Raw genomic sequence first — 24,309 nt, forward strand, 5'->3', positions numbered from 1 at the left:
TTGATATCAGTGGTATATTTGGGGTTTATTTTACTGGTATAAAGTATCAAATGATAATTTAACAATTATGATGTATGGAAGATCCAATTAAAGAAAAACTTAAGGGGCTTATTGATAAAAGAAAGGAAAACCTTACCGCTATTCGTGAATTTGAAGGTCTGTTTTATGATGTGACAAGAGTGAAATTGAAGCGTATCGTACAGGATATTAATCACGAGATTGAAAAATCTACTGATGATAGCCTTAGAATATTATACGATGATCCCTATGAAAACAGAAGAAACTCTTACTACGCACTGATCCAAATGTTTGTCGGGACGAATAAGTTTGAATTTTTTATCGATGGCACTAAAAATAATCCTTCAATTAAATTTGAAGGCCAAGAATTCAATGCAACAGTACAGGTATCATTCAAATTACAAAACGAAGAAAGATTTAAAGATTTTAAGAATTACAGAATCCGGGAATTAACAGATACTGAAATCACAAACATCTTAATAAATTTTATAGAAAAAGTTTATTCTAAATAATATGGCACGACCGCCAAAATTTAAAATTTTAGCAATAGATGGAGGTGGGATAAGAGGTGTTGTTCCCCTACAGGTAATTAGGTACATTGAGTCAGTTACCAAAAAGGAAATTCATCAATCTTTTGATTTGATTGCGGGTACATCAACTGGCGGCATATTATCGAGTGCACTTACCATTCAGGATAAAAATTCCGTTGAAGCAGATACTAGAAAATATACGTTAGATAAATTAGAAAGTATTTATAAAGATAGGGGTAAGGAAATTTTCCCCGCTCCCTCAAAATTTGTCAAATGGTATACCTTTTGTAAGAGTTGGATTCAACCACAATTCGATCCAAAAGGCTTAAATGAAGTACTAAAAGAATACTTTGGAGAGGAAAGAATTAGCAATTGCTTAAAACCGATATTTATAGCCTCCTATGATATTCATAGAAACAAACCTGTTTTCTTTACATATCGAGAAGCAAGTCTTTTTGCGGATAGAAATCCTACACTCGTTGAAATAGCTAGAGCCACCTCTGCCGCTCCCACTTACTTTCCAACTTACGATTTCCATTACGCCTCAGAAAGATTAATTTGTATTGATGGAGGTATTTACATGAATAATCCTTCGCTAGGGGTGCTAGTTGAAGTGCTTGGAAACGCGGACTATAAGCACTACAAATTAAATAATAAAGTGTTGCAAATGAAGGACATTGCTTTACTTTCATTAGGCACGGGACATACCAATTCGTTAGTTGACGGTATCAGGGCAAATGGATGGGGTAAATTTAGATGGATAAAACCAGTGATTGATTTAAGTACAAATGGGCCCGTCAAAGTTATTGATAATCAAATAGAAACAATTTTCAAATCCTTCAGTCTAGATAGTAATTATTTGAGAGTAGATATTTATATAAAAAACAGGTATTCCGAAATGTCTGATGTGAGGGATTCTACTATTGACTATTTAATTAAAGAGGCTCAATCTCAAATCTTGAACAATGATACAATGAGGTCAAAAATAGATATTTTTTTGAGAGAAGCTGGGTTAATAGACTAGCAGAAAAGGTAGTTAGCTATGCTTTTATGGATAATATCTACCATTTCCCCCTAAAATCAGCCAATCTAAATTTGTCACTCACAACTACAACTGATATATTAATTTCCTTCTTCCTCCTTCTCAGATTCTTCCTCCTGGTTGGCGAGATATGCAGCCCTGCTCTTAGTCAAGGAAAGTATCACGATAACAGCACTTATAGTTGCTACGAGACTATAAGTGAACATAAATATGAAGATTACAAATGTCGTCTTGCTAAATCTAAATTCTGACGGGCTCAGCGATGCATAAATGTAAATAACCAAAGTATAGAAAAGAGCAACAAAAAGTATAAACAGCGTCAATTTATAATAGGCTATTAATTGACTAAAATATTTGCCAGCTTTTTCTAAAAACGCAACAAACGAATTATCCGGAAAAGAAATAATAACGGCTAGGCTAGCGAAAAAGATAGAAAATAAGATTGACAAAACGGAAATAGCGGTGCCATAAATAGAAATATAAATTGCTGATGAAATATTATCAGGGACATAGCAAATCGCAGCAAACATGGCAATTAAACCTAGAATGGTATCCCATGTCAAAACTATGTCACTTATTCTTTTCATTTATTCTATTATTAATTTCCTGTAATATATCAAAAGGATTACGGCTTTTCGGGTCAATAGTTACGCTCCTTTGCTTGTCAGATTTCTGAGAACTAATCCTTACTGCATTACCACTTTTATCAATCCCCCTGGCCTGCCCTTTTCCGTAACCGATGTCAGCGTAAGTAGAGTTTTCCTTTATTTCCTTATCTTTTACGTTTAATCCGCCGGGCTTAGCCTTATACTTAGTGTATTTTACTTTAACGTTTTGTTCCTTTAAAACGTTATCAATTTCCTCGATTACTTTTGAAGGAAACGGGTTTGTAGGAAAAATTGTTAATTCGAGTTCCAAAACTTCTTGAAGATCTGACAGCCGATTGAAAAAACTATACTGGTCAGATACCGGATAAGCTTCGCAATTGAAGGTAGCACGGATTAAAACTTTAGAAATCAAATCATTAAACTTAACGATAAAGGAGTTTTTATTTAAATGACTTTTGGATTCTGTATAAAGCAAAAAATTTTCCTTAAACTCGATTACAAAATGGGACTCTGATAATATCCGATCCGGTACAATTACCGAATCAGTGGTTAGCTCTTCTACATTCGCAACTTTTTCCTTCCTGTCAGCATACTTTACTATCTTACCATAAAGATACGACTCACCTTCAATTATTTCCCTACTTACATCCGCAAACATAAATTTGCTCCCCTGAGAAGTAACAGACGTGGCAATTTTCATTCCTTCTTCCAAAACTTCAATTCGAGAACCGCTAAGAACTGCCTCTTCCGGCAACAAAGAATAGATTGTATCAAAAAAATTTAATTTCGCGTAGTAAAATTCCATGAATAATAAGAGGGTAAGTTTAAAAATCTATATTAAGATGCTATTGTAGCCAATGGTTTTATTTTATCTATTCTCAACATCCTTTTTAAGCAATATGTAAACTCTATTAATTACCATCAGAGTTGTAAATAGCAGAAGTAAAAGCAAATAAAAAGTCACAAAATCCTGAACATGTCTTGGATCTAACCAATAATTTTTATCTGGAATTTCAATAGCGTCGAAAAACAAGACCAGGACAATAAACACCGAAAGAACAATGCAAAAAGAGATGTTTGAGTGAATTTCTCTGATAAACCTCTTCTTTAATTCCGTATTTTGTCCTGTCTGTGAATCCTTTTGTATTTTGTCGAATTGGCTATAGATTATTGCTAATAAATTAAATAGAAAGCCTCCAAAAATGCTTACCGCTGAAATTAAATTACTCAATTGCAACTTTATACTAAAGCCGAGCCTTACAAAGATGGACGATAAGACTAATGGCAAAAAAATAAAGATAACACAATCGTTAATAGACATGTTTTTAGAGCCATCATCAATGCGCCTAAGTGTGGCAAAGTGATCACAAATAATTTTCCAAATATCAATTCTAGCCAGCATCTATGGGACGTAGATTTAGTATTTCATCAAGTAATTCCTGTGATTGTAGCAGCATTGATTCTGTTGTAGGACGTCCATTTTCAAACTGGATTTGTGCAGTTACATCAATATCTGGTTGTGCTTTGTCCTGGTTGGCAAGATAGAACTTCTTAGTCTTTCCGCGCAACTTCAGCTCGAATTCGATGTGTCCTATATCATTATCAGCTACTTCAACCATAAAATTATCTGGATTCCTGTATCGTTGACCAATGAAGCTTTTAAAAGCATCTGGAAGACCCGCCTTTGAAGTCATTACAGTCCTGATTGTTCCCTTAACTTCTCTGGGAGTCTGGTTATCCGCGTACCATTGTTCTAAGGTGGGAGGCAAAAACCGCTTAACGATTTCAACTTTTGTTAAACGTCCATGCTCCATAAACTCATTAAAGATTCTTCCATGTAGAGCGTTATCCAAAACAATTCTATAATCTGCATATCCTAATCGTTGGATATAATTATTTATTGCTCGATCAAGTAAACCCTTTATTCCGAATTTCGCACGTTTCTCGAGGACTACACCTGCCCTATTTGAAAGATGAGGAAGTTTGAAGTAAAAAAACATTTTACGAAAAGTGGCATGTCTATCCGTTACATCCATTACCGTCTGATTATTTTCTAATTCCACTACCTCAAAGTTATCTCCACTGATTCCAGATTTAAAATATCCATAAATTTCACGATTCTCAACATCTACTGTTGGAGGAGCTTCTAAGGTTAAATATAGTGGCACTTCGTTTTCAGCACCCGGAATCTCAAATCTATTCTGGAATATTTCCATTAAAAATCTATTCAGAATATCGAAGAAGTCATCCGCGCCATTAAACCGATCTATCAATTGTAAATCTTTTCCACGGTTTAAGATTTTTAAAGAAAACGTTGCTAAATAAATTTTCATGAACGATTGAATATCAGATTTATTAAAATGACAGCTGGATAGTTATTATTATCTTATCAGCATGATAACCTTTGAGAAGAATCGCAGTTATCAATTACTGAAAGCTGATTCGCTTTTGACGATTTGCGTTTATTGAAATCTCTGAAGGCTTAATAATTATTCCTTTAAACGCGCTATGCTGTTTAAGCTGGCTAAAATCATTCGTTGCTTCAATGTGCTTAGAAAGTTCTGCTTTTCCCGAAAAAGGAAAAGATAAAGCAGAAGTGGGGGCAAGAAGTAAATTCATTAACATCAGTTGTTGGAGAGTAATCCACAATAACATTAGATTTTATTTCAATACCAAATTATTTTATTTAACGGATATTATAAACTTACTTAGAAAAAAATAAAATTTATCTATAATTAAAGTTCTTTGATCAAAAGGTCAACGCTGTTTCAAGACTCATTTAAACTAAGAACTTTAATCACTTAATCTTAACTTTCTGCGCATCCGCCAAAGTCGCTGAGATCTTCTATTTCTCCGGTAGAATTACTTTGAATAATAAAAGGAGTTGACACCTTAGGATCATAAACAATACCTAATTCACTAGGATCAATTATCCTCCATAATTTTCGCTTTTTGCTCTTCTGAGAGCTCTGAGTACTCTAAACCACCATTAGACATCTTAATAAAATTTATTGTTGTGATATTGATTTTCGTAAAGTCCTGAGAAAACAGAAAGCAAACCGTACTTTCCAGCGTCCACACAATGCCCGTTTTTTTCGTACGTTACCTTTGTCTTTTGATCTATTGCCTTTTCCTTGATAAAACCTCCATTCGGATTTTCGATGGTCATTTGAATATCCTTTATGAATTTGGGACAATTTATTTCATCTATAATTATCTGCACCTGGGAACGATCCCGAAGAGTCCCTGAAAAAATATCATTTATAAATTTTCTGACAAACTCATTGAAAAATTGCTTTTTATATACCCTATCGGAACTATTATGTAGGTAGGGAGCCAAAGTAGAACGGACTGAATTAAAAGCTTTTTTATCCCCAAAGCCCGGAATTTTATTCTCGCCAGAAGCATCCCCGCAATAACTTACCGGAATTTTCCCGTAGGTCTTTGGGTACTTATCAATCCAAGCCTTGCAAACGTCCTCTGCTGTATTTTTAGGATGAGGTAAACAAAATTCGTCATAAAATCTTACCTGATATCCCTCAGGAATTTGCACAACTTGGAAACAAAGTAAGGTCATGTAAGGCCACACGTTAAAATCAAACGTCAAATAGGTTGCCACATTTGGCAAATAATCTACTTTTTGAACATGAGAGGAATAATCAAAGTTATAAATCCATTCATGACCATTTGATTCAACATACTCCCAGTCTCCATCTACAAAACGTTGATAGTTTAATGAAGTCATGTTTTGCTTTAAACCGACATAATATGAGTTGGGAACCTTTGGATTGTCTGTTATTTTAGCTGGGATATAAACCCAGCCCTCTTTAATCCATCCTTCAGGTGATCTATTTTGAATGTATTTGTCGTACAATTCTGTTTTAACCCAGTTTTTTGTAGGATTACAGGTAGCCGAAACGATTGATCTAGGCTTTTTCCCGAATATACTTGGCTCCGCATTTAACCATGAACCAGCGCGTTCAAAACATTTATTTAAAGTTTGTTCTTGAAATTCTGATAGCTCATCTAAAAAGAAACCATTAGCTTCCAACCCGTGGAATCTATTCATATCCTTATCCTGAGAATAGCTTTCAGCAAAGAGCTGCACAACAGAGCCATTATCAAAAGTAAAAGTCAGTTCCGACCTGTTTACTTTCACAACATGTTCTCTGATTCCATCCATAGAATAAAAATGACTTACCGTTGGCAATAGATTCGTAACAATCTTTGGACGGTCTGATCTCATGATTACCCATCTTGAATTAGGATAAGCCATTGCAAATAATGCGGCTTCAATAGCTAGTTTTGCCGTTTTTGCTCCGCGTATTGCTCCTCCATATAACTGAAAGCTTATTCTCGGGTCTTGCCACCTCAAAATGGCTTCTTTTTGTTTATTCGTCAGCTCCACCGATATCAAATGTTTCTATATTGTTCGTAACCGGATTCATAATGGTAAAAGGAGTCGATTTACCTTTATTGAGATCCTCGGTTTCACCGGGATCTTTTACTATAAGCGGTATCTTCCCATAAACACAATCCATAATTTCCCTAAACGCCATCAAATTACCTGACAATGCTTTTTGTACTATTGCCGCCGCCACCTTATCCTCCAAAGTACCTTTCATTATCTCACCGTTTTCACTGGCTGGATTAATGATTTGAGCCTTTAAAGCCAACATCTTTTTTAAAGAAGTAGAACGGTTTTTAGACCCTTTAGGCCTTCCGTTTGGATTCCCAGACTTACCCTTTTCAAAGTTTTTTAAATTATCTATTTGACCCATTGCCTCGTTGTATTTTCGCTGTATTATTCCAAGTCCAAATTGGTATTACACTTATCAGTTTTTTAAGTCTAGTGCTCCGATTATTCTTGCAATCCAATTTAGTTTATGGATTAGTAAGTCTTTAAATGTCCCAAATTCTGCATACATATAAAGTACGAATTTGGGACATTCGCCCTTTACACACTGTTGTAACTTATACATTGCCAATTTTCAATACTGCGTTGAATTTGGGACAAAATAGAATCAGAAAGGGTGGTCAATTCAAACCATTTTCCAACTATCCTTTCAACTAACATATCATACCAATCCGGAATATTGAAATTCCGAAATCTTAGCTCTTCGCGACTTTGTCTTTTTCTAGCAGCTTCATATTCTGATTTACTTTTAAAAGTTCCCTTTTCCGGCCTCATCCAATATATGGGATTCCCCCCCTTCCAAATTAATTCTTTGTCCTTGTTTGAAAACGAAGAAATTTCTAACTCTGAATTTTTAAACAGAATTGCGCTAAAATATTCTTTTAATAATCTTCCTAGCTTTGGATAGTTTTCATAATTTAACAGATCAGATAGGTACGTAATTTCAATACCCTTATCTATTAAAAATCTTTTATTAATCACTTTAATTTCAAATCGGAGTACATTCTGAGACAACTTAAATTCCCGCCCCTTATCGTAACATTTGATTATGAACTCTCCGGTTTTACACTGAAAATAATTCGCATTTTCAATTGGTCGCTGAAAGGCAATTCCTTTGTAAGTTAATAGGGCATTTAAAACTATTCTCACGTCAAAAGGAAGTATCACATTAACACCAAACTCTATATTAGTCAGTTTTTCCTTTGTAGGATTAATCCCAATTTCTACGCTGAACATATTTAATGCCTCAATTAAATTAGTTAGTGTAAAGTCATCGTAATTTTGAGTTCCGCCATTAAAAAACTTATGATAGCTCCCTTTGGCCATTACTCTGCCGTATCTATTTCCATCTCGGTACACTATAAACGTCCACCCTTTAAGCTTTGCAGCATACCACTTCTTTTTAAGGTCTTCACCAGATGTTAGACCATGCTTTCCTTCAAAATCCAGTGTATGGATTAATATATCCCCTGGAACTGTCAGAGTCATATGTTTAGCCCCATCAAACATTGTCTGTGATGTTTAATTTTGAAGCTCTAAAGGTGCGTTTTATTGGTTGAGGCGCATCCATTACCTCAGAAAGCTTAAATCTTTTTAGGTTACCAATTCGATAAGATTTCAGCAAACCTTTTCTTTCCCAATCCCATATAGTAACCGTGGATACACCTAAAAGCTCGGAAACTCTTTTTTGATCTATGTATTGATCAGCATTAAGTACAAGGCTCTCAGACTCGGAGCTATCATTCTTTTTAACGATCTTTAAAAGTGTAGATTCGATGCTACCCAATCGAATATCTATGTTGTGAAACGGATTATCCATTGCATATCTGTTTAGTAAAACGTTCTGCAATATTATAGTCCTTTCACAATGGTATGAAACTACATGGTATTAATACCTTCTATAAAGTAGATCAATTTAAAAACAAAGTATTATATTCTTTTTCAGCTAGTTGCAATGCAGATAATAGATTATCCTCCTTCAATTTTTCTATACAAAATAGTATTATTTTCTTCCCGGTTTTACCATCTTTCAACTCTTTTTTCCTGGTAATTTCGTTATTCAGTTTGTTGTATTCTTGATAGATAGAAGTCTCACTACTACCCATATCTTTTGCTATTTTAAGGAATCTTCTTTTATTTAAAGGAGCTATTTCCTTTGATTCTATTGCATACGCATAATACAATGCCCAGCCCTTAATATTCTTCTTTTCTTTTTTCGAACCCTGTTCTTTTTTTATAACAGAATTAGTTTCAGTTTTACCTGCCGAACTAGCACCAATAAATTTCGGCACTTCACTCAGTACCTCCTCCTGATGGCCATCAAAGATTTGGTTCACTAGATGCATTAAAGGGGTAAGCTTATCTATAATCATCAATGCATCACAAATTACCTCTAACTCATTCTTATTTGCCTCGGAAAGTATACTATAGTATAGATTTCGTACAGAAATATATCGAGGGAATAGAACTGTATGATTTAACTTTTTAAGTTCGGCATAGAATAACAATCTACCTCTGTTAACAAACGGGTCTGATGATGAGTGATCAATGCTTTTCACATCCCTTTCTAATCCTCTCATTACCATTTCAACGGTGAAGTCGTACTGGTTAGCGCTTTCTTTCAGGCGTAATTCCTTATTCCCTTCGACTAACTCATCAAATAAGTCAAAAAAATTGTAATGGTTTGGTATTGAAGTATCCAGAATCCTGGACGGAAGTACTGGAACTTGATATTTCTCATGAAGTTTCTGTTTTGAAACTTTTAGGCTTACCTTATCTTCTATACCATGTTCTGCAAATAGCTTCATGACTTGGTCTGGATAAATAAGAATTGTTAGCTGGGGGCCACGGCCATGTTCTTGAGATTCTTTATATCTTGGGATGGTGTTAGGACTTAACAATCTCACAGCAGCCATTGCAAATTCTAGTGTCATGGTACCTAGTAATTAAGATTTTTTAGATTTATGATCCGCTATAGCATCTACTGCCCCTGAATTATCCAGTTTAAGGTACTTTTTAAAGTTTGCAGCCGAGGAGTGACCGGTTGCCTTCATTATTAGGTATGGTTCCACGCCATCGAGATACATATTTGTTGCAAAGCTCCGGCGAGCAGTATGGCTGCTTATTTGAGTATGTTTTTCAAATTTCTCAACTTTGACACGTCCTGCAATTATATATCTGGTAGTTACCTCGTCTTTAATTCCTACAAGCTTGCAAAGCTCTTTGATGTATTCATTGAACTTTTGTTCGCTTATAGTCGGAAGTACATCCTGGTACTTATCAAGAATTCTACTAACAACCGGATATAAATTAGTTGAGGGCGGCGTAGCATTGCCTTTTTCCGGAAATATCTCGATAAAGTGATTTCCGGCTTCTGTGATTCTTATATTACTTTTCTTTACTTGTTTCCAATCTGAAATTCTAAACCCAGTATAGCACCCAATCAAGAATAAATCTCTTACACGATCTAACCTTTCATTGCCAGTCAAGTCTTTTTCCTCAATAAGTGCCAACTCTTTTTTGTTCAAATAAACATCTACGGGATTTTCAGCCAATATCTTAACGTCATCCAACCAATCGCCCACCGTATATAATTTTGCTTTACGAGCTGCTTTAAGTAAAATTTTTACTTGCTTTTGATAGAACCCGATATTATTGATTCTGAAATTTTTGACGAATGTCAGGTATGAAATGTAGGTATTCCATAATTCTTCTGTCCAGCTATCAAACATTATTTTGATTTGCTCGTGCTTTTCAAATTCGATCAAACTATTTTTAGCAGTCTTATATCGCTGAACCGTTTTCGGATCTGCAATTTTATTACCATCCAACATCCGTTTACCAGTTTCCAGGTCATTGATAAATTTTTCAATGAATTGGAAGAAGGAAATTGTATCAGGCTCAATAACCGGGTTATTATAATCGTCAAGAGCTTTTTCAAGATATTCCTTGGTAATTGATATCCTGCCTACTAACGCATCACTTAAAGCCTTATCTACCACTGTTCGTAGGTAACTGAAATACAAATTAACATTATCCTTAGTAGCCTGCTGATATCCGGCAATCTCATGAACATGCTTATTGTCTACGGTCATTTCTGGCATAGCGACATTCTTGACTTTGTCCATTTTACTATCCCAATGTTTGGGATGCACCTTTACACCAGTAGGATAAAATAGCCTGTTCAACTTGTCAATGTAGAATGATAAATAAATTGGCTGAGGAGTTGTGCCTTTCTTATTCCGAATGTAAAACCTGACGTGTTTATTAATTGCCATTGCTTCTTTGTACTTAGGGATATACAAAGATAATACGTTAACACTATGGTTAACACTTTTACTTAATAAAAACCATATCTACCTTAATGATGCTTAATGACTCTATACAGAAAAACCTTCTTATCAAGCTTAAAATGAGCTTATTAATTACGTTTTATGACTAAAATTATTTTTTTAAGATTAAGTAGGTGGCACCCCGGCTCCGGGTACATTTAAAGAGCGCAAGAGATTGATATTCAATTACTTGCGCTCTTTTCTTTTTATTTCGTTACGCATCTCGTTACGCATAGACAGTGTTTGGGATCAGTCCTAAAACTTGAGGGGCAGAAAAAAAAGTAGTTGTTTTGCAATGGATAAAATATTGAACGCATTGCAAGAGTCTTACCAAGCCCTAGTTCGCTTCCTGTTACCCGAGGGTATCTTGGATTACTTCGAACTTTCTAAAATCGTGGAAGGTCTTACGGGACTGAACATTTATTTAGAAGAAAAAAACTTACCTCCTACCGAATACAATGATCAAAAACTAGAGTCCAAGGGCTTTTTGCCGGAAGTATACATTCAGGACTTTCCGATTCGTAATCAAAAAGTTACGCTCTGTATTAAGCGTCGTCGCTGGGAGGTCAAAGCTACTGGCGGGATCATCAGCAGAGATTGGAATTTGGTGCAGCAGGGGACTCGGATGACTAAAGAGTTCGCTGATTTTTTAAAAGCAATGTATTGATAATCATCCTGTAAGTTGTTCTCAGCTAGGCAAATATTTCCATTTAGATGGTAAACAACTTCAAGAGCAGTACAAAAATCATATCAGCAATTATAAGGATTGGGATCAACGCGAACATGCGGCAGAATGGCTTTTGTACCCTGAAAATGCCGGTCCGTATTTAAGCATCGACGAAACGTCACTTTCCAATGGTGAACTATATACAATTGTAACTAATAAGGCCGCAAAGGGCAGAAAAGGTTCTTTGTTAGCAATGGTAAAGGGTACGCAAGCGGCATCAGTGATTGAGGTTTTGCGAAAAATACCCAGGCGCATTCGCAGTAAAGTACGTGAAGTAACCTTGGATATGGCCGCCAATATGGGAATGATCGTAAGTAGATGTTTCCCGAAAGCATCAAAGGTTATTGACCGTTTTCATGTCCAGAAATTGGCTTATGATGCGGTTCAGGAAGTTAGAATCAAATACAGATGGGAGGCATTGGATCAGGAAAATCAAGCTATTGAAGCTGCAAAGCAAGCTAATTTGCCTTATCAACCTGAAATTCTTGGCAATGGTGATACGCTTAAACAACTATTGGTAAGAAGCCGGTACTTACTTTTCAAGCATTACGACAAGTGGACTGCTTCGCAAATTCAGCGTTCCAGACTGCTGTTTGAGCGTTATCCACTTATTAATCAAGCCTACCAGTTAGCAACAGGGTTAGGGACGATTTTCCGGACTGGTAAAACCAAAGAACAAGCCTTCAAGAAGTTGGCACTTTGGTATAATATTGTCGAAGATTGCGCGCTTGATTCTTTTAAAACTGTCGGAAGATCTATTCAAACCCACTATTTGGACATCCTAAACTTCTTTAACAACAGAAGTACGAATGCTTCTGCTGAATCTTTCAATGCCAAAATCAAGGCTTTTAGGGCATCTTCAAGAGGTGTTCGGGATATTCCATTCTTCTTATTCAGGCTTACTAAATTATATGCTTAACTACCCCCAAGAATTTAGCTTGATCCAATATTTTCTCAGCGTTATTTTTAAATCGATAATCTAACAAAACCTTGTCAAATAATACAAGAAGTTTTTGTCGTTGATTTTTACTGACATCGTCGTTTTCGTTAAGTGCGTTAAAAGCTCCCACAATAAACTTTATAGACGAATTATCAGAACCAAAACCAAAACGTTTATCTACATTTCCACCTTTGTTATTCATCGCAAGCTCAAATAATTCGATTGCTATTAAAGGAGATCGGGTGCATTGCAGGGTAAGATAGTCCAGAAAATATTCGGTAATGGTAAAATATCTTGACTGAACATATTTCCTAAGAAATAAATGGATATCGTCTAATTCAAGATTGTCTGCATGTAGAAAACTCCAATTCAACCGCTCATAGTCTTCCTCTACAGATTTGTCAAGAACATAATCAAGCAGAAAGTTATTTTTATTTTTGGCCTCTGGAAATAGATTATAGTGCTTTACAATATCGTTAACTGCACCGGAACAACTATGTTTGTTATTATCCAAAAGCATGTACAACAGACTATCTGCATTGGGCTGTTCATGTAAGTAGGCTCCGTACAATTGAATAAACAAAAAATGGCTATCCTCATGACCAAGATCCTGTGAAACTGCTAATTTTCTGTAAGCTGTATCTAACCCACCAAAATTATAATTTCCCATATAATGAAATGACCATATACCAGAGGCGAGCACCTGTATGTCTATTTCCAAATTGACACTTGAAGCAAATAGATCAAAAGCTCTATCCCGATCCAAATTCATTAAATATGCGAACTGAAATAGCGCCGCTGCCTTAGCCTCGTTAGGTCCCTCATAAAATATTTTCTCAAAGGTATTAAAAATCAAATCCTTCAATTCCTTATCCTTAACATGCACCAACGCACGCAGCGCTGAGCCGTAAGGTGTGTTGCTCCCTACTGTAATTAATTTTCTAATTGACGTTCCTTCCTCTTGATCTATATTTAATTTATGATAACTCTCGTTAAACCGTAAGGCTGTTTTTACCAGAAAATTCACAATGACTACATCATCACTTTCCTCTCCAATTAAATTGGAAGCAATACTAACTAGATCCCGAATAAATGGCTCATGGTCCTTATCTAATAACTGTTTAAATAATGGAATTGCCTGAGTTAGATCCCCCTTACTTTCACTCCATCCCCGAAGGCCATATATTGAGTATTTGATATCAATATTTGGATCATTAATTGAGGTTATAATAATATGTAATTTCTCAATCGAGGGATTTTCTTTAACAACAGTCTGGAATGCAGATGCTAGTTCATCTAGTCCTCCTTTAAAAAAATCATGACTTGATTGATCTCGCTGTCTGTTGTACTTCCTAAACGAATCAATCCAATTTGTCTTACTCATATACCTATGAGCTTCCATTGGAATGGGACTAAAAATCCCTCCACTCCTCATCCCTCCCGGTGCAGTGTCACGATATTTTGGAAACTTTCTCTTTAATTCCAGAAAAGATCTTCTCAGACTATTATTTATGACTAAAAACTCTTCCGGTATCTGCAAAATCCATTGATATTTTGTCTGTCCCCAGAATGAGTGGAATTTACGTTTTTTAGAATCTGGGTCTTTATAGTAATAAATTTCATTTGTATCAACAATTTGCTCAATTTTTCTAAGAGAAATGTCAATCTGGTGTTTTGTAAAAAAAGAAAATGATTGTCCTAAAAGTACTCTCATTTCAAACCCAAGTCTGGAATGAAAATCTTTACAACGAAATTCTATGAAATAATTGAATAGCTCAAAAATCTCGGCTTTATATCCTTCTTCACTACCGGTTAGAGCAAAAACCAACAATCGTAAAATGGAATAGTAATCAGACTTTTTGTGAATATTAAGAAAGTCATTAAAACTAGTAGCTTTTAATTCGGCCGAGCTGCGGAGGCATATTGCCAAAAGACGATATAAAAACTCTCCCCTCTCCAAATGATCGTCGTCCAAATCGATCGACCGATATTTAAAATCACTTAGTATGTCCTCCTCTACAATTATTGTTTTCTCAATATCCGGACGAATAATATCAAACAAAATAGGAAACAATTTTTCCGGGATACTTTTTGCAAGATTTTTGAGTAGTGCTCCCTCCTCATACTCTCTTGCTCGCTTATCACTTTTATAATGCGAAAATAATGAGTTTCTGACTTTTTTTAACACAAATTCGGGATCTGTCTTCGCTATGTTATCTAGTACATGATAGTATGCAAAGGAATCGATATCTTCAAAATCAGAACAATAATTCAAAAGCTCATAAGAAATTGGGTTACTCCAATTTTCACAAGAAAATAAGATATTTCTTAGTATAGACTGGTCTTTAATATCCTTTGTAAATTCCCAGGCCGCCGATATATTTTCACTTAGCAAACAATTTCTGAGAAAGCCAATGCAAACAAATCTTAAATAGGCTAATTCTTGCGCCAATGCATCTATCCAAATGCTTTCTATTGCTACTGGCTCTGCCTTTTTAAAAAAATTAAGTAATGAATTTTCATTACTTAATTCGAACCAAGCATGACCTCTGGCTTGCTCAAAAAATAAAGTCGCAAAATAAATGGATTCTCTGAAAGCTTTCAATATAACTTTTTTCTCCTGCTGTGTGGGATCGTCTTGTGACAAGATTGTGGATAGTAGAATATGTTTAATATGAAACAGAATTTGATCATCCCAAAGAATTCTATCAACAGTTCTAATATATAAGTCAGGATTAAAATCTCTAAGATAACCTAATATCATTTTTACCGCTGATCGAATATGTATTGATTGTTCGGCTTCAATTATATATTCAACCAAGTCATTTTCCTTTTCAACAAATTGTTTTGAATAGACAAAATCATAAAATGACTGATGGAAGAATTGCAGTTGTTTTCCTTCTTGCTTTATCAATAACTCACTTTCCAAATACTTTAACTCATTATTATAATCTTCAAAACGACGTACGGCAACAGTTATACGCTGTGATTCGTACATCTTGTCAGCTATATAATATAGCACTTCTTTTACTCTGGCCGGCTCAACTCGAATTTGACTTGATAAATTTATGACTTTGCTATTCCAAAGTTCAAAATATAACTCCTGTACAGTTGCAGCTTGAAAGCTATTGTTATTATTTAATGCTATCCGGGAAAAAACATTTAAATGATTCGGTGTTTTAAGTAGTTCTAATAACTTCTGTGAAAAATTTTCTTTAACAATCCCAATTTTCAACAATTGTTCTAATACCTGAGATTCATTGAGAAGTTTAGCAGTAACCGTTTTAACATTTTTATACACTCTGAGAGATGGATCATATTGTAAATCGGCAGTTCGTACAGAAATGACGATTTTAATATTCTCTTTACCAACAAAATTATCAATAAGTGATTTATATACGTTGAGAAAACTTCTGTCCGATGACATCGACTGAGATAAAGCATCCATTTGATCAACCAATATTACGGTCAGAGGAAAATATCTACGGCTTCTTTCGAAGAAATCATACAACGGAATTGAAAGACCAATATTTTTTTTCAAATCTGAAATTGTATAGGAATACAACTTATCAGCTTTAAGCCCTAAAACTGGAATATTCTGTTTTGAAATCTCGTGATAAAGATCTCTTAGAATGACAGTCTTCCCATATCCTGCCTGCCCTGAAAGTAAACAAATATTTAATGGCTTGCCTTCACTGTTTCTGACTGGTTCTGCTACAATCCATTGTAATAATTCTGCTGTTTCATCTCTCTCAATATGAGAATGTTGAATACCCTCAAATTCATTACTTTCACTTTTCAATCCAATAGAACCTGCGTCAAGCTCCTTTATGATTTCATCTGGTGTCAACTCCTTAATTAAAAGATTCCTTAAACTGGCTATCTCAGAATTATCGGTTACAGTTCGAACTTGAAAAAATAATGGTATTAATTTAGAACAGGCTGGCTCATTTAAATACACATCAATATCCTGAGGAACAATTTTCCGCACTTGAATGGAGCCAAGTATACTCTTTACCTCTTCTATTCGATCACGCAATCCGAGTGACGCAAGAGTAGGCGCCGAAAGATTTTTTTGAACCCAACGATTCAAATTTAATTCGGTTTGAATATTATTTTGGAAGTCATCGATAAAGTCCTTGCAGTCAGCAGTAAAATCATTTGACACCATGATATAATAGATAAAATCTTCGTTATCATAAATCAACCGTTCATCAAGTAAACTGTAAAGTACAAATTTGGTAATCTCTAATCCAAAATTCTCTTTGCTGTAATGAGTGGTGTACATCTTACACTGGATTACACCATGCGCTTTTCCTTTTTTAAAAAGTGCACAATCTCGTCCTTTATCTGCTACACCCGACATCAAACTTACCGCATCGAAATCATCAAAACCATTGTCAGAAATTTTAGCTTTACAAATACTATAAATCAGCTCTTCGAATCGACGAGGATTGGCAATTTGATTGTATGGATATCCCTGCCCTGCCATTGGCACGGGCCTTTCCAAATCTTTTTCAATTATTGGATTTTCAAACGTAATTATATCCATAGTCAAAATTCTCATGCTCATATACGAACTACTCAAAGACCTAAGCGGATAATTTTTTAACCGAAGGGCCAATCCAATTAATGTTGTCTCTGCCCTAGCGATGACTTTTCACCCAAAACATGAACATATATTAGTTAAAGCAAGATACCACATTAAATATTTTTTCAGACAGACGAGAAATGTCTTTTCATTTAACAATACCAACTATAACCATGGTTTAATCTTGTTATCTTCATACTCTTAGCTTTATTATTTTCCTCTAACCATTGATATGTGTATTATAAATCAAAATTTACTCATTGAATAAATGGCTCTAAAAAATAGATAAATGCTACTTTTATTTAATCAAAAAAATAGAGAGTCCCAAACCAGAACTCCCCAGATAAATTCTTAACTCTTGTCCAAACAAGATCGAAGATTTAATACAAACAATAATAATCCCTCATTTATCCTATTCCAGCACCAAACTAGCCACCGTCGTCATCTCCACACGCGCAAGTTTGGGCAAACCGGCAACCGCAATACAAGTACGTGTAGGGAAGCGGTTTTTGAAATAAGGACCGTACACAAGGTTCAGCTCATCAAACAATCTCATATCGTTAAGATAAATAGTAACGCTGACAATGTGATCAAAAGTGAGATTGTGTTCGGTTAGTACCGTCTCAATATTGGTCAGCACTTGTTTTACTTCATCCGCAAACGATGTAGTTACCAAATTTCCGCCAGCTGATCCGATCTGGCCTGAAATAAATAGAAAACCATTAGCTACCAGAGCTTTGGAAAGAGGTAATATGGGTGCGATGTTTTTTTCCTGATTGATATCCATATATTGATTTGATCATTCATAAAGGTTGAATCTCAAAAATAACCGAATTCAAAAGAAATTCATCAATTATTCTGCCTCAATACCGTGATTCATTTCTAAACCATCAACCTCCGCCACAGTACTATGCCGCAAATTCAACTCGGTCAATAAATTTAAAATCTGCAATAACTCAAAACAATTTCTGTCAAAGAATACTCCACGCTCGGTGGCACTTCTTTGAAATCTTCTCTTTTTACAATACCATTTCCTTCCAGTTCCCCCGTTTGTTCGGCCTGGATTTTCCGGCTAATGATCCCCATTTTGGCGTGGGTGATTCCAAATCTTTGCCTTTTTAGCACTATGATATAAATTCCTCAAAAAAAGTTTGATTTTATTAACTTTACAACATGAAGACAAATCTAGAATGTCAAGTTGCGGGATTCCAAAGTTCTGATATAAAATTGAAAGGCTTTAAAGTCCATGAGATTACCGGGCCATCCTATCCTTCACTTTTTTATGGCAGACGGGATTTTTATAAAATCGTTCTGGCGACGGGACATTTTAAAATTTGTTATGGCGATCAGACATTTAACATCAATGATACTTTCCTGTTTTTTGGCAATCCGCACATCGCATATTCCAATGAACATTTATCTCCTGAGCAGAAAGGATATGCATGTGTTTTTACCGAGCGCTTTATTGGAAGCAGAGAACGGACCGATAGTCTTTTAAACAGCTCAATATTTCGTTTTGACGGAAATCCCATTATTCCTTTGAACAATGAACAGGCAGCTTTCATTTCCTCTCTTTTTCAAAGAATGCAAGCTGTATATAGCGGAGAATATGACAAAAAGGCCGAAATGCTCAGAAGTTTCATAGATATTATTGTTCATGAGGCACTGCGGATTCAGCCACAAAATGAACTGAAACAGAAAAATGCCGCCGGAAGAATGACGTATTTATTTATGGAATTATTGGAAAAACAATTTCCAATAGAAACAGCGGCAGATCCGCTACGATTAAGAACTGCCCAGGATTTTGCCGAAAGTCTGTCCGTGCATGTCAACTATCTTAACCGCTCTGTAAAAGAAATTACCGGCAAACCAATTTCCTTACATATCGCCGAACGTATTGCGTCAGAAGCGAAAGCACTCTTGTTGCATACCAATTGGAGCGTTGCGGATATTGCTTATGCGTTAGGCTTTGAATATCCAAGCTACTTTAATAACTACTTCAAAAGGATTACCGACCTTACTCCTAACACTTTCAGGAAGAGTAAAGAAAAAGTATGAAAATTATAATTTTCGGTTTGATTCTCTTTATTCGAAAAAGCCTTTAAACCGGAGCTTTGTATTATCAAATTAATTGCAGCCATCAGCCATAACATCTGTCCGTTGCTTTAAACTTTTAATACAAAATCATGAAAGAAGGAAAATTAAATGAACAGGAAGTAGTCGACATAACGCATCATCAGGCGGTAAATGCGCCAAGCGCAGTTCTATCTGTAAGTCCTGTTATAATTTCAGCTCCGGAACGCGGGGAAGATATACAATTGCGGGTTTCCGCGCCAATAACCGGAAATCAATTACCCGTTATTATTTTCGCACATGGCTACGGCTCTTCACTGGATGGTTACGCCCCACTGGTTAATTTCTGGGCAGCCAATGGTTTTGTCGTAATTCAACCCACTTTTCTTGATTCAAGAACGCTGGCGCTCAGCCCCGAAGATCCGCGCACGCCTTTAATATGGAAGTTTCGTGTTGAGGATATGAAACAAATTCTGGACAATCTGGATTTTATTGAAGATTCTGTCCTGGGACTTAAAGGTCGTCTGGACCGTGACCGTATTGCTGCGGTCGGACATTCTTTTGGATCGCAAACGACAGGGATGTTGTTAGGTGCACGGATTATTGCGCCTGACGGAAGTCTGGGCGAGGATATGTCTGACCCGAGAATTAAGGCTGGGATACTTCTTACTCCGGCGGGGAAAGGAGGGAAAGACCTAAGTCCGTTCGCCGCAGAGCATTATCCTTTTATGAATCCAAGCTACGCAGAAATGACTACACCGGCCCTTGTGATTGCCGGGGATAAAGATATTTCGCCGCTCACTATCCGGGGATGGGATTGGTTTACCGACGCCTATACTTTGAGCCCGGGCGCAGATTGGCTGGTAACTTTATTTGATGGCGAACATTTGCTAGGTGGAATTTCCGGATATCTCGTTACCGAAACAAGTGACGAAAATCCTGAGCGCGTTGCCGCAGTACAGCAACTTTCGCTGGCATATCTTCGCAGTGCACTGTATCCAGAAGATTCTTCCTGGGCGACAGCACGGAAAGAATTTAATGAACGCTCAAATCCGATCGGTAAGATTGAAGGAAAATGAAAGATTAAAAAATGATAATTTCAAATGGCACTGGCGATACGTCGGAGTCATTTTTTGCTTTAAGATCTGAAAAACAGATTATTGAAGGTCAACTAATTGATCTTTTACTTGAAGAACTTTTATATATAGTCTTTATTCCATTCAGAATTTTACTGGCAAACGTCCCGGCAATAAGCGATATGATAAAAACCGAATTATGTCCACTACCAGATTCATTGATACCAAAAGCGCGCTCGCCAATAAACCAAATAACCGCTCCGAGGAATATCCCAAACAAGAGTCTGTTTATCAATAAGATACCACTCCCCTCATCGTAAATTTCATTTAGTATTACGCCAATTGCAGCCAATGACATGGCGGCCAGCATTATTATGATTGGATTCGAAATATCATTGTATGGTGGGTAAAATTTGTTGAAACCTCGCTCCATCATATATACCTGCATCTCGGTTTTATTTACAAATTTATGGCCTTCTGCTGTGACACTACCCGTACTGTCTGCCTCGACCAATTCGCTTCGTTTTAAGATCTGATCTTTAAATACTCCGGCACTGGTGAAGTATACCAGAAGTATCAAAACCATGATTAATGCAAAAAATCCCAGTGAAGAGTATTCCGATTTATTTTTCATACCAGTTAAAACCTGTGAATCTCTAAATTTAGCGTTTGTGATCAGTCAAATTATCCGATACAGAATTTGATTGGCCTTATTTTATTCTTTAAGGGCTTTGCAACAAAATCAACGTCATTCAATAGGATAGCTGGCGATGATGACTTTGAAAGACAGCATTAACAAACCAAAAATAGTTACAATTCACGATAGATATTCATTACAATTATGGCAAAATCCTGTTTGCTCATTTTACACCTGCTTTACATCTCTTTCGCCGCTTTTTCACAGGGGAATAAATCTATCAATTTCCCTGACGGAACAAAAATACCTGACTGGTTTTCAGACAGTTCAAAGATCGACCTGAAAGATTTGGGAAAACAATTTGTAATAACAAAACACGGAGCGGTGATTGACAGCAGCGTTGTTCAAACAGCCGTTATCCAGAAAATAATTGATCAGGCTCACCAGCAGGGAGGTGGCGTCATTATTATTCCAAAAGGTATTTTTCTGAGTGGTGCTTTGTTTTTTAAGCCCAATACGCATTTGTTTGTTTCGGAAGGCGCCGTTTTAAAAGGTTCGGACAACATTGCTGATTATCCGATTATGCCATCAAGAATGGAAGGGCAAAGTCTGGATTATTTTCCTGCGTTGGTAAATGCCTATGGCGTCAATGGTTTTACAATTTCAGGAAAAGGCACAATTGATGGCAACGGACTAAATTACTGGAAGGCATTTTGGCAGAGAAGAAAAGAAAATCCCAATTGTACCAATCTGGAAGTGTCCAGGCCCCGACTGGTTTTTATATGGAAATGTAATAATGTCCAGATTCAGGATATCCGGTTGCAAAACTCAGGTTTCTGGACGAGCCATTATTATCAGTGCAATAATATCAAGATCCTGAATGTGCGAATTACCGCGCCGCATGAACCTGTAAAAGCACCAAGCACGGATGCTATTGACCTGGATGTTTGCAGTAATGTGCTCATCAAAGGCTGTTATCTGGCTGTAAATGATGATGCTATTGCGTTAAAAGGTGGAAAAGGACCATATGCGGATAAGGATCCGGGCAATGGCGAAAACACAAATATTATTATTGAAAATTGTGAATTCGGATTTTGTCACGCAGCACTTACCTGCGGAAGCGAGGCTATTCACAACAAAAATATTGTGATGCGAAATTGCCATATTACCAATGCAATGCGTGTTCTCTGGCTGAAAATGCGGCCGGACACTCCGCAAAAATATGAATTTGTGCGTGTTGAAAATGTTGACGGTTATGCACACAGTTTGATTTATGTCAAACCATGGACTCAGTTTTTTGATTTGAAAGGCAGAAAAGATACTCCCTTATCTTATTGTGACAACATCAGCTTGAAAAACATCAACCTAAAATGTGACGTATTTTTTGATGTAAATCCTGGTGAATTTGATAAATTATCTAAATTCAATTTTGAAAACCTGAATATCACGGCCAAAAATGGTGCTTATGACAAAACGGTTGTTCAAGGTTTTGAGCTGAATAATGTGAGGGTTAATGAAAAGATAATCAAGTAAGAATTGAACGTAATCCAACTCATTCATCCAACGGTTTTTTTGTCCATTGAATGACTTTTGGTTTCAGGTTTTGCTCTGCGAGTTCAGCGATTTCGATGATTCGTTTCTCCCGTGTTTCTGACCGTTTGGCCTGAACGAGCCATTGTAGAATTCCCTTTTTATCCGATTTGCTAAGACTTGAAAAGTAACTTTTCGCACTAGGTCTTTTTTGAAGCTCTTTTTCCAAATCCTCCGGAATTACAAGCGCTTCAACATGATCCAAAATTGTCCAGGTACCATTTTGTTTTGCGATTTCTATGCATTCAAAGCCTGCCTTGGTTATAAGTTTTTCATCAATAAGTCTTTTGATTTTTTCTTTATTAATGGCTGACCAAACACTTTTTGCTTTTCTTTTGCTAAAAAACCGCATAAATTTTTCTTCATCAATGGGCTTCGCAATGCTGTCTATCCAACCAAAACAAAGTGCTTCATCTACCGCTTCGCTCCATGTGATCGTCGGAAGATTTGATTTATTTTTATAGAAAATCACCCAGACAGATCTCTCCCGATCGTGGTTTTCTTCTAACCATCTCCGCCACTGATGACGGCTTTCTGGACAAAAAGTTTTTAAATCCTTTTCTGACATTTCCATTTTGATTTTCTCGAAAAATAACTTTTATCCTGAAGACGGCTTTCGACAGCATTACTGACGTCGGGTTAACCTTTCAAGACCGAAAACCCATTGGCGTAAATGAAGTCTGCTTTTTAAAAAAATGAGAAAAATTGGCAAGATCATCAAATCCTAATGTATAAGCGATTTCTGAAATATTCCAATCGGTTTGTTTGAGCAAAATTTTCGCTTCCTGCGCAATTCTGTTACTGATGATTTCCGTGGTTGTGCTTCCGGTAATTTCTTTGAGCACCTTGTTGAGATGATTTACATGAACGGCCAGTCTGTCCGCATAATCTTTGGCAGTACGCAGACCAAGTCTTTGCTCCTGAGATTCCAATGGAAACTGCCTTTCAAGCAACTCGATAAACAAGGATGAAATCCTGTCAGAAGCATTTTGTACTGAACTGAGAGAAGAAGCGGGTTGCAATTTCTGTCCGTAATGGATCACTTCCAGGAGCAGATTACGCAACAGATCATATTTATAAATGTAGTCCGTTTGCAACTCCTTGTACATTTTCCGAAATAAATATCCCAACTCTTCTGCCTGCTCTGATGTCAGTTCAAAAACCGGCAATTCGCCTGGGCGGAAAATTGGTAAATCATCCAGCACAACGCCAGCCCTGTTTTTCGAAAGAAAATCACTGGTGAAAATACAAAATAAGCCTGTCTGGTTATCGTCCTCCGGAATCCAGTGATACGGTATTTTGGGCGTTGCAAAAAGCAAAGCGCTTCCATTTATTTCAATAACCTTATCAGCATACTCCGCCCGGTTTTTACCTTGAAGAAAACTTATTTTGTAATAAGATCTTCTGCTGTAAGGCATAATCCGGGTACCTGTTTTTTTGTCAAACAGTTTTTCAATCTCAAACACATTGAAATGACCGATTTCCTTAGAAATTCCTTCCGGCAATGTTGCCGTAGCCCTTTTGTAAAAGTCGTCAATGGAATTTGAGGTCATGCTGGTTGCGGATTTGTGAAAATCAAATTTAACGATCTGATTGCAGCTTTTCAAGGTTTTATTGCGCAGGTTGAATCGTTGCCAATTACGGTATGGCTTAAATTTTCAATCCCGAATATTAAATACTGGTCACAATTTACTCAGCCACCACTTTTCCTTATTACGCTTTAAAGTAT

The 24,309-nt window shown here is 36.3% G+C and carries 23 protein-coding genes; 7 read left to right on the forward strand and 16 right to left on the reverse strand.

Annotated elements, in window-relative coordinates; genetic code table 11:
• The first annotated feature begins 74 nt into the window (after window positions 1-74).
• Both IEE83_RS22565 and IEE83_RS22570 read left to right on the forward strand, forming a co-directional pair.
• The gene (locus tag IEE83_RS22565) at window positions 75-530 is read left to right on the forward strand and encodes a hypothetical protein (protein WP_194122746.1); all 456 of its coding nucleotides are present in this window, start codon (window positions 75-77) and stop codon (window positions 528-530) included.
• Between the two features lies 1 nt (window position 531).
• Window positions 532-1,572: a patatin-like phospholipase family protein gene (locus IEE83_RS22570; RefSeq protein ID WP_194122747.1), complete on the forward strand. Its 1,041-nt coding sequence runs from the start codon at window positions 532-534 to the stop codon at window positions 1,570-1,572.
• Between the two features lie 98 nt (window positions 1,573-1,670).
• On the opposite strand, the gene IEE83_RS22575 is transcribed toward IEE83_RS22570, so the two are convergent.
• The 10 genes from IEE83_RS22575 to IEE83_RS22620 all read right to left on the reverse strand — a co-directional run bounded on the left by IEE83_RS22575 (window position 1,671) and on the right by IEE83_RS22620 (window position 10,892).
• Window positions 1,671-2,177 (reverse strand): hypothetical protein, encoded by a 507-nt coding sequence (locus tag IEE83_RS22575; RefSeq protein WP_194122748.1) that lies wholly within the window; start codon window positions 2,175-2,177, stop codon window positions 1,671-1,673.
• Entirely contained in the window at window positions 2,161-3,003 is an 843-nt protein-coding gene (locus tag IEE83_RS22580) for a DUF4747 family protein (RefSeq protein ID WP_194122749.1), read from the reverse strand. The genes IEE83_RS22575 and IEE83_RS22580 overlap by 17 nt, the downstream gene beginning before the upstream one ends.
• A gap of 586 nt (window positions 3,004-3,589) precedes the next feature.
• Window positions 3,590-4,531 carry a hypothetical protein gene (locus tag IEE83_RS22585; protein ID WP_194122750.1) on the reverse strand — a complete coding sequence of 314 codons (942 nt, stop codon included), beginning with the start codon at window positions 4,529-4,531 and terminating at the stop codon, window positions 3,590-3,592.
• A 94-nt stretch (window positions 4,532-4,625) separates the two neighbouring features.
• Window positions 4,626-4,817 (reverse strand): hypothetical protein, encoded by a 192-nt coding sequence (locus IEE83_RS22590; protein ID WP_194122751.1) that lies wholly within the window; start codon window positions 4,815-4,817, stop codon window positions 4,626-4,628.
• 379 nt (window positions 4,818-5,196) lie between these two features.
• Window positions 5,197-6,606 (reverse strand): terminase family protein, encoded by a 1,410-nt coding sequence (locus IEE83_RS22595; RefSeq protein WP_194122752.1) that lies wholly within the window; start codon window positions 6,604-6,606, stop codon window positions 5,197-5,199.
• Window positions 6,590-6,979: a DUF5681 domain-containing protein gene (locus tag IEE83_RS22600; protein WP_194122753.1), complete on the reverse strand. Its 390-nt coding sequence runs from the start codon at window positions 6,977-6,979 to the stop codon at window positions 6,590-6,592. The genes IEE83_RS22595 and IEE83_RS22600 overlap by 17 nt, the downstream gene beginning before the upstream one ends.
• Before the next feature lie 176 nt (window positions 6,980-7,155).
• Window positions 7,156-8,124 (reverse strand): hypothetical protein, encoded by a 969-nt coding sequence (locus IEE83_RS22605; protein ID WP_194122754.1) that lies wholly within the window; start codon window positions 8,122-8,124, stop codon window positions 7,156-7,158.
• A complete protein-coding gene (locus IEE83_RS22610; RefSeq protein ID WP_194122755.1) occupies window positions 8,117-8,434 on the reverse strand; it encodes a helix-turn-helix transcriptional regulator in 318 nt (105 codons plus the stop codon). The genes IEE83_RS22605 and IEE83_RS22610 overlap by 8 nt, the downstream gene beginning before the upstream one ends.
• Before the next feature lie 91 nt (window positions 8,435-8,525).
• Window positions 8,526-9,548: a hypothetical protein gene (locus IEE83_RS22615; protein WP_194122756.1), complete on the reverse strand. Its 1,023-nt coding sequence runs from the start codon at window positions 9,546-9,548 to the stop codon at window positions 8,526-8,528.
• 12 nt (window positions 9,549-9,560) lie between these two features.
• Entirely contained in the window at window positions 9,561-10,892 is a 1,332-nt protein-coding gene (locus IEE83_RS22620; RefSeq protein WP_194122757.1) for a site-specific integrase, read from the reverse strand.
• A 349-nt stretch (window positions 10,893-11,241) separates the two neighbouring features.
• On the opposite strand from IEE83_RS22620, the gene IEE83_RS22625 reads away from it, so the two are divergent.
• Window positions 11,242-11,613 carry an ISAon1 family transposase N-terminal region protein gene (locus IEE83_RS22625; RefSeq protein ID WP_194118881.1) on the forward strand — a complete coding sequence of 124 codons (372 nt, stop codon included), beginning with the start codon at window positions 11,242-11,244 and terminating at the stop codon, window positions 11,611-11,613.
• Window positions 11,609-12,592, forward strand: a complete 984-nt coding sequence (locus tag IEE83_RS22630; RefSeq protein WP_438821032.1) for an ISAon1 family transposase — start codon at window positions 11,609-11,611, stop codon at window positions 12,590-12,592. The genes IEE83_RS22625 and IEE83_RS22630 overlap by 5 nt, the downstream gene beginning before the upstream one ends.
• Here IEE83_RS22630 and IEE83_RS22635 read toward each other — a convergent pair.
• The 3 genes from IEE83_RS22635 to IEE83_RS33045 all read right to left on the reverse strand — a co-directional run bounded on the left by IEE83_RS22635 (window position 12,576) and on the right by IEE83_RS33045 (window position 18,329).
• A complete protein-coding gene (locus IEE83_RS22635; RefSeq protein ID WP_194122758.1) occupies window positions 12,576-17,165 on the reverse strand; it encodes an NACHT domain-containing protein in 4,590 nt (1,529 codons plus the stop codon). The genes IEE83_RS22630 and IEE83_RS22635 overlap by 17 nt on opposite strands.
• Before the next feature lie 451 nt (window positions 17,166-17,616).
• Entirely contained in the window at window positions 17,617-17,991 is a 375-nt protein-coding gene (locus IEE83_RS22640) for a RidA family protein (protein WP_194122759.1), read from the reverse strand.
• Window positions 17,992-18,143: 152 nt separating this feature from the next.
• Entirely contained in the window at window positions 18,144-18,329 is a 186-nt protein-coding gene (locus IEE83_RS33045; protein WP_310588548.1) for a winged helix-turn-helix transcriptional regulator, read from the reverse strand.
• A gap of 48 nt (window positions 18,330-18,377) precedes the next feature.
• On the opposite strand from IEE83_RS33045, the gene IEE83_RS22650 reads away from it, so the two are divergent.
• Window positions 18,378-19,262, forward strand: coding sequence for a helix-turn-helix domain-containing protein (locus IEE83_RS22650; protein WP_194122760.1), 885 nt, complete (start codon window positions 18,378-18,380; stop codon window positions 19,260-19,262).
• A gap of 128 nt (window positions 19,263-19,390) precedes the next feature.
• Window positions 19,391-20,356, forward strand: a complete 966-nt coding sequence (locus IEE83_RS22655; RefSeq protein ID WP_194122761.1) for an alpha/beta hydrolase family protein — start codon at window positions 19,391-19,393, stop codon at window positions 20,354-20,356.
• An 88-nt stretch (window positions 20,357-20,444) separates the two neighbouring features.
• On the opposite strand, the gene IEE83_RS22660 is transcribed toward IEE83_RS22655, so the two are convergent.
• The gene (locus IEE83_RS22660) at window positions 20,445-20,987 is read right to left on the reverse strand and encodes a hypothetical protein (RefSeq protein WP_194122762.1); all 543 of its coding nucleotides are present in this window, start codon (window positions 20,985-20,987) and stop codon (window positions 20,445-20,447) included.
• A 207-nt stretch (window positions 20,988-21,194) separates the two neighbouring features.
• Here IEE83_RS22660 and IEE83_RS22665 point away from each other — a divergent pair, with 207 nt between their 5' ends.
• Window positions 21,195-22,523, forward strand: coding sequence for a rhamnogalacturonidase (locus IEE83_RS22665; RefSeq protein WP_194122763.1), 1,329 nt, complete (start codon window positions 21,195-21,197; stop codon window positions 22,521-22,523).
• A gap of 19 nt (window positions 22,524-22,542) precedes the next feature.
• Here the strand turns inward: IEE83_RS22665 and IEE83_RS22670 are convergent, their stop codons facing one another.
• Together IEE83_RS22670 and IEE83_RS22675 are read right to left on the reverse strand one after the other, a co-directional pair.
• The gene (locus tag IEE83_RS22670) at window positions 22,543-23,148 is read right to left on the reverse strand and encodes a YdeI/OmpD-associated family protein (RefSeq protein WP_194122764.1); all 606 of its coding nucleotides are present in this window, start codon (window positions 23,146-23,148) and stop codon (window positions 22,543-22,545) included.
• Between the two features lie 79 nt (window positions 23,149-23,227).
• Window positions 23,228-24,133 carry a helix-turn-helix domain-containing protein gene (locus IEE83_RS22675; RefSeq protein WP_194122765.1) on the reverse strand — a complete coding sequence of 302 codons (906 nt, stop codon included), beginning with the start codon at window positions 24,131-24,133 and terminating at the stop codon, window positions 23,228-23,230.
• Window positions 24,134-24,309: the final 176 nt, after the last annotated feature.

The sequence above is a fragment of the Dyadobacter subterraneus genome, assembly GCF_015221875.1.
Lineage (GTDB): Bacteria > Bacteroidota > Bacteroidia > Cytophagales > Spirosomataceae > Dyadobacter > Dyadobacter subterraneus.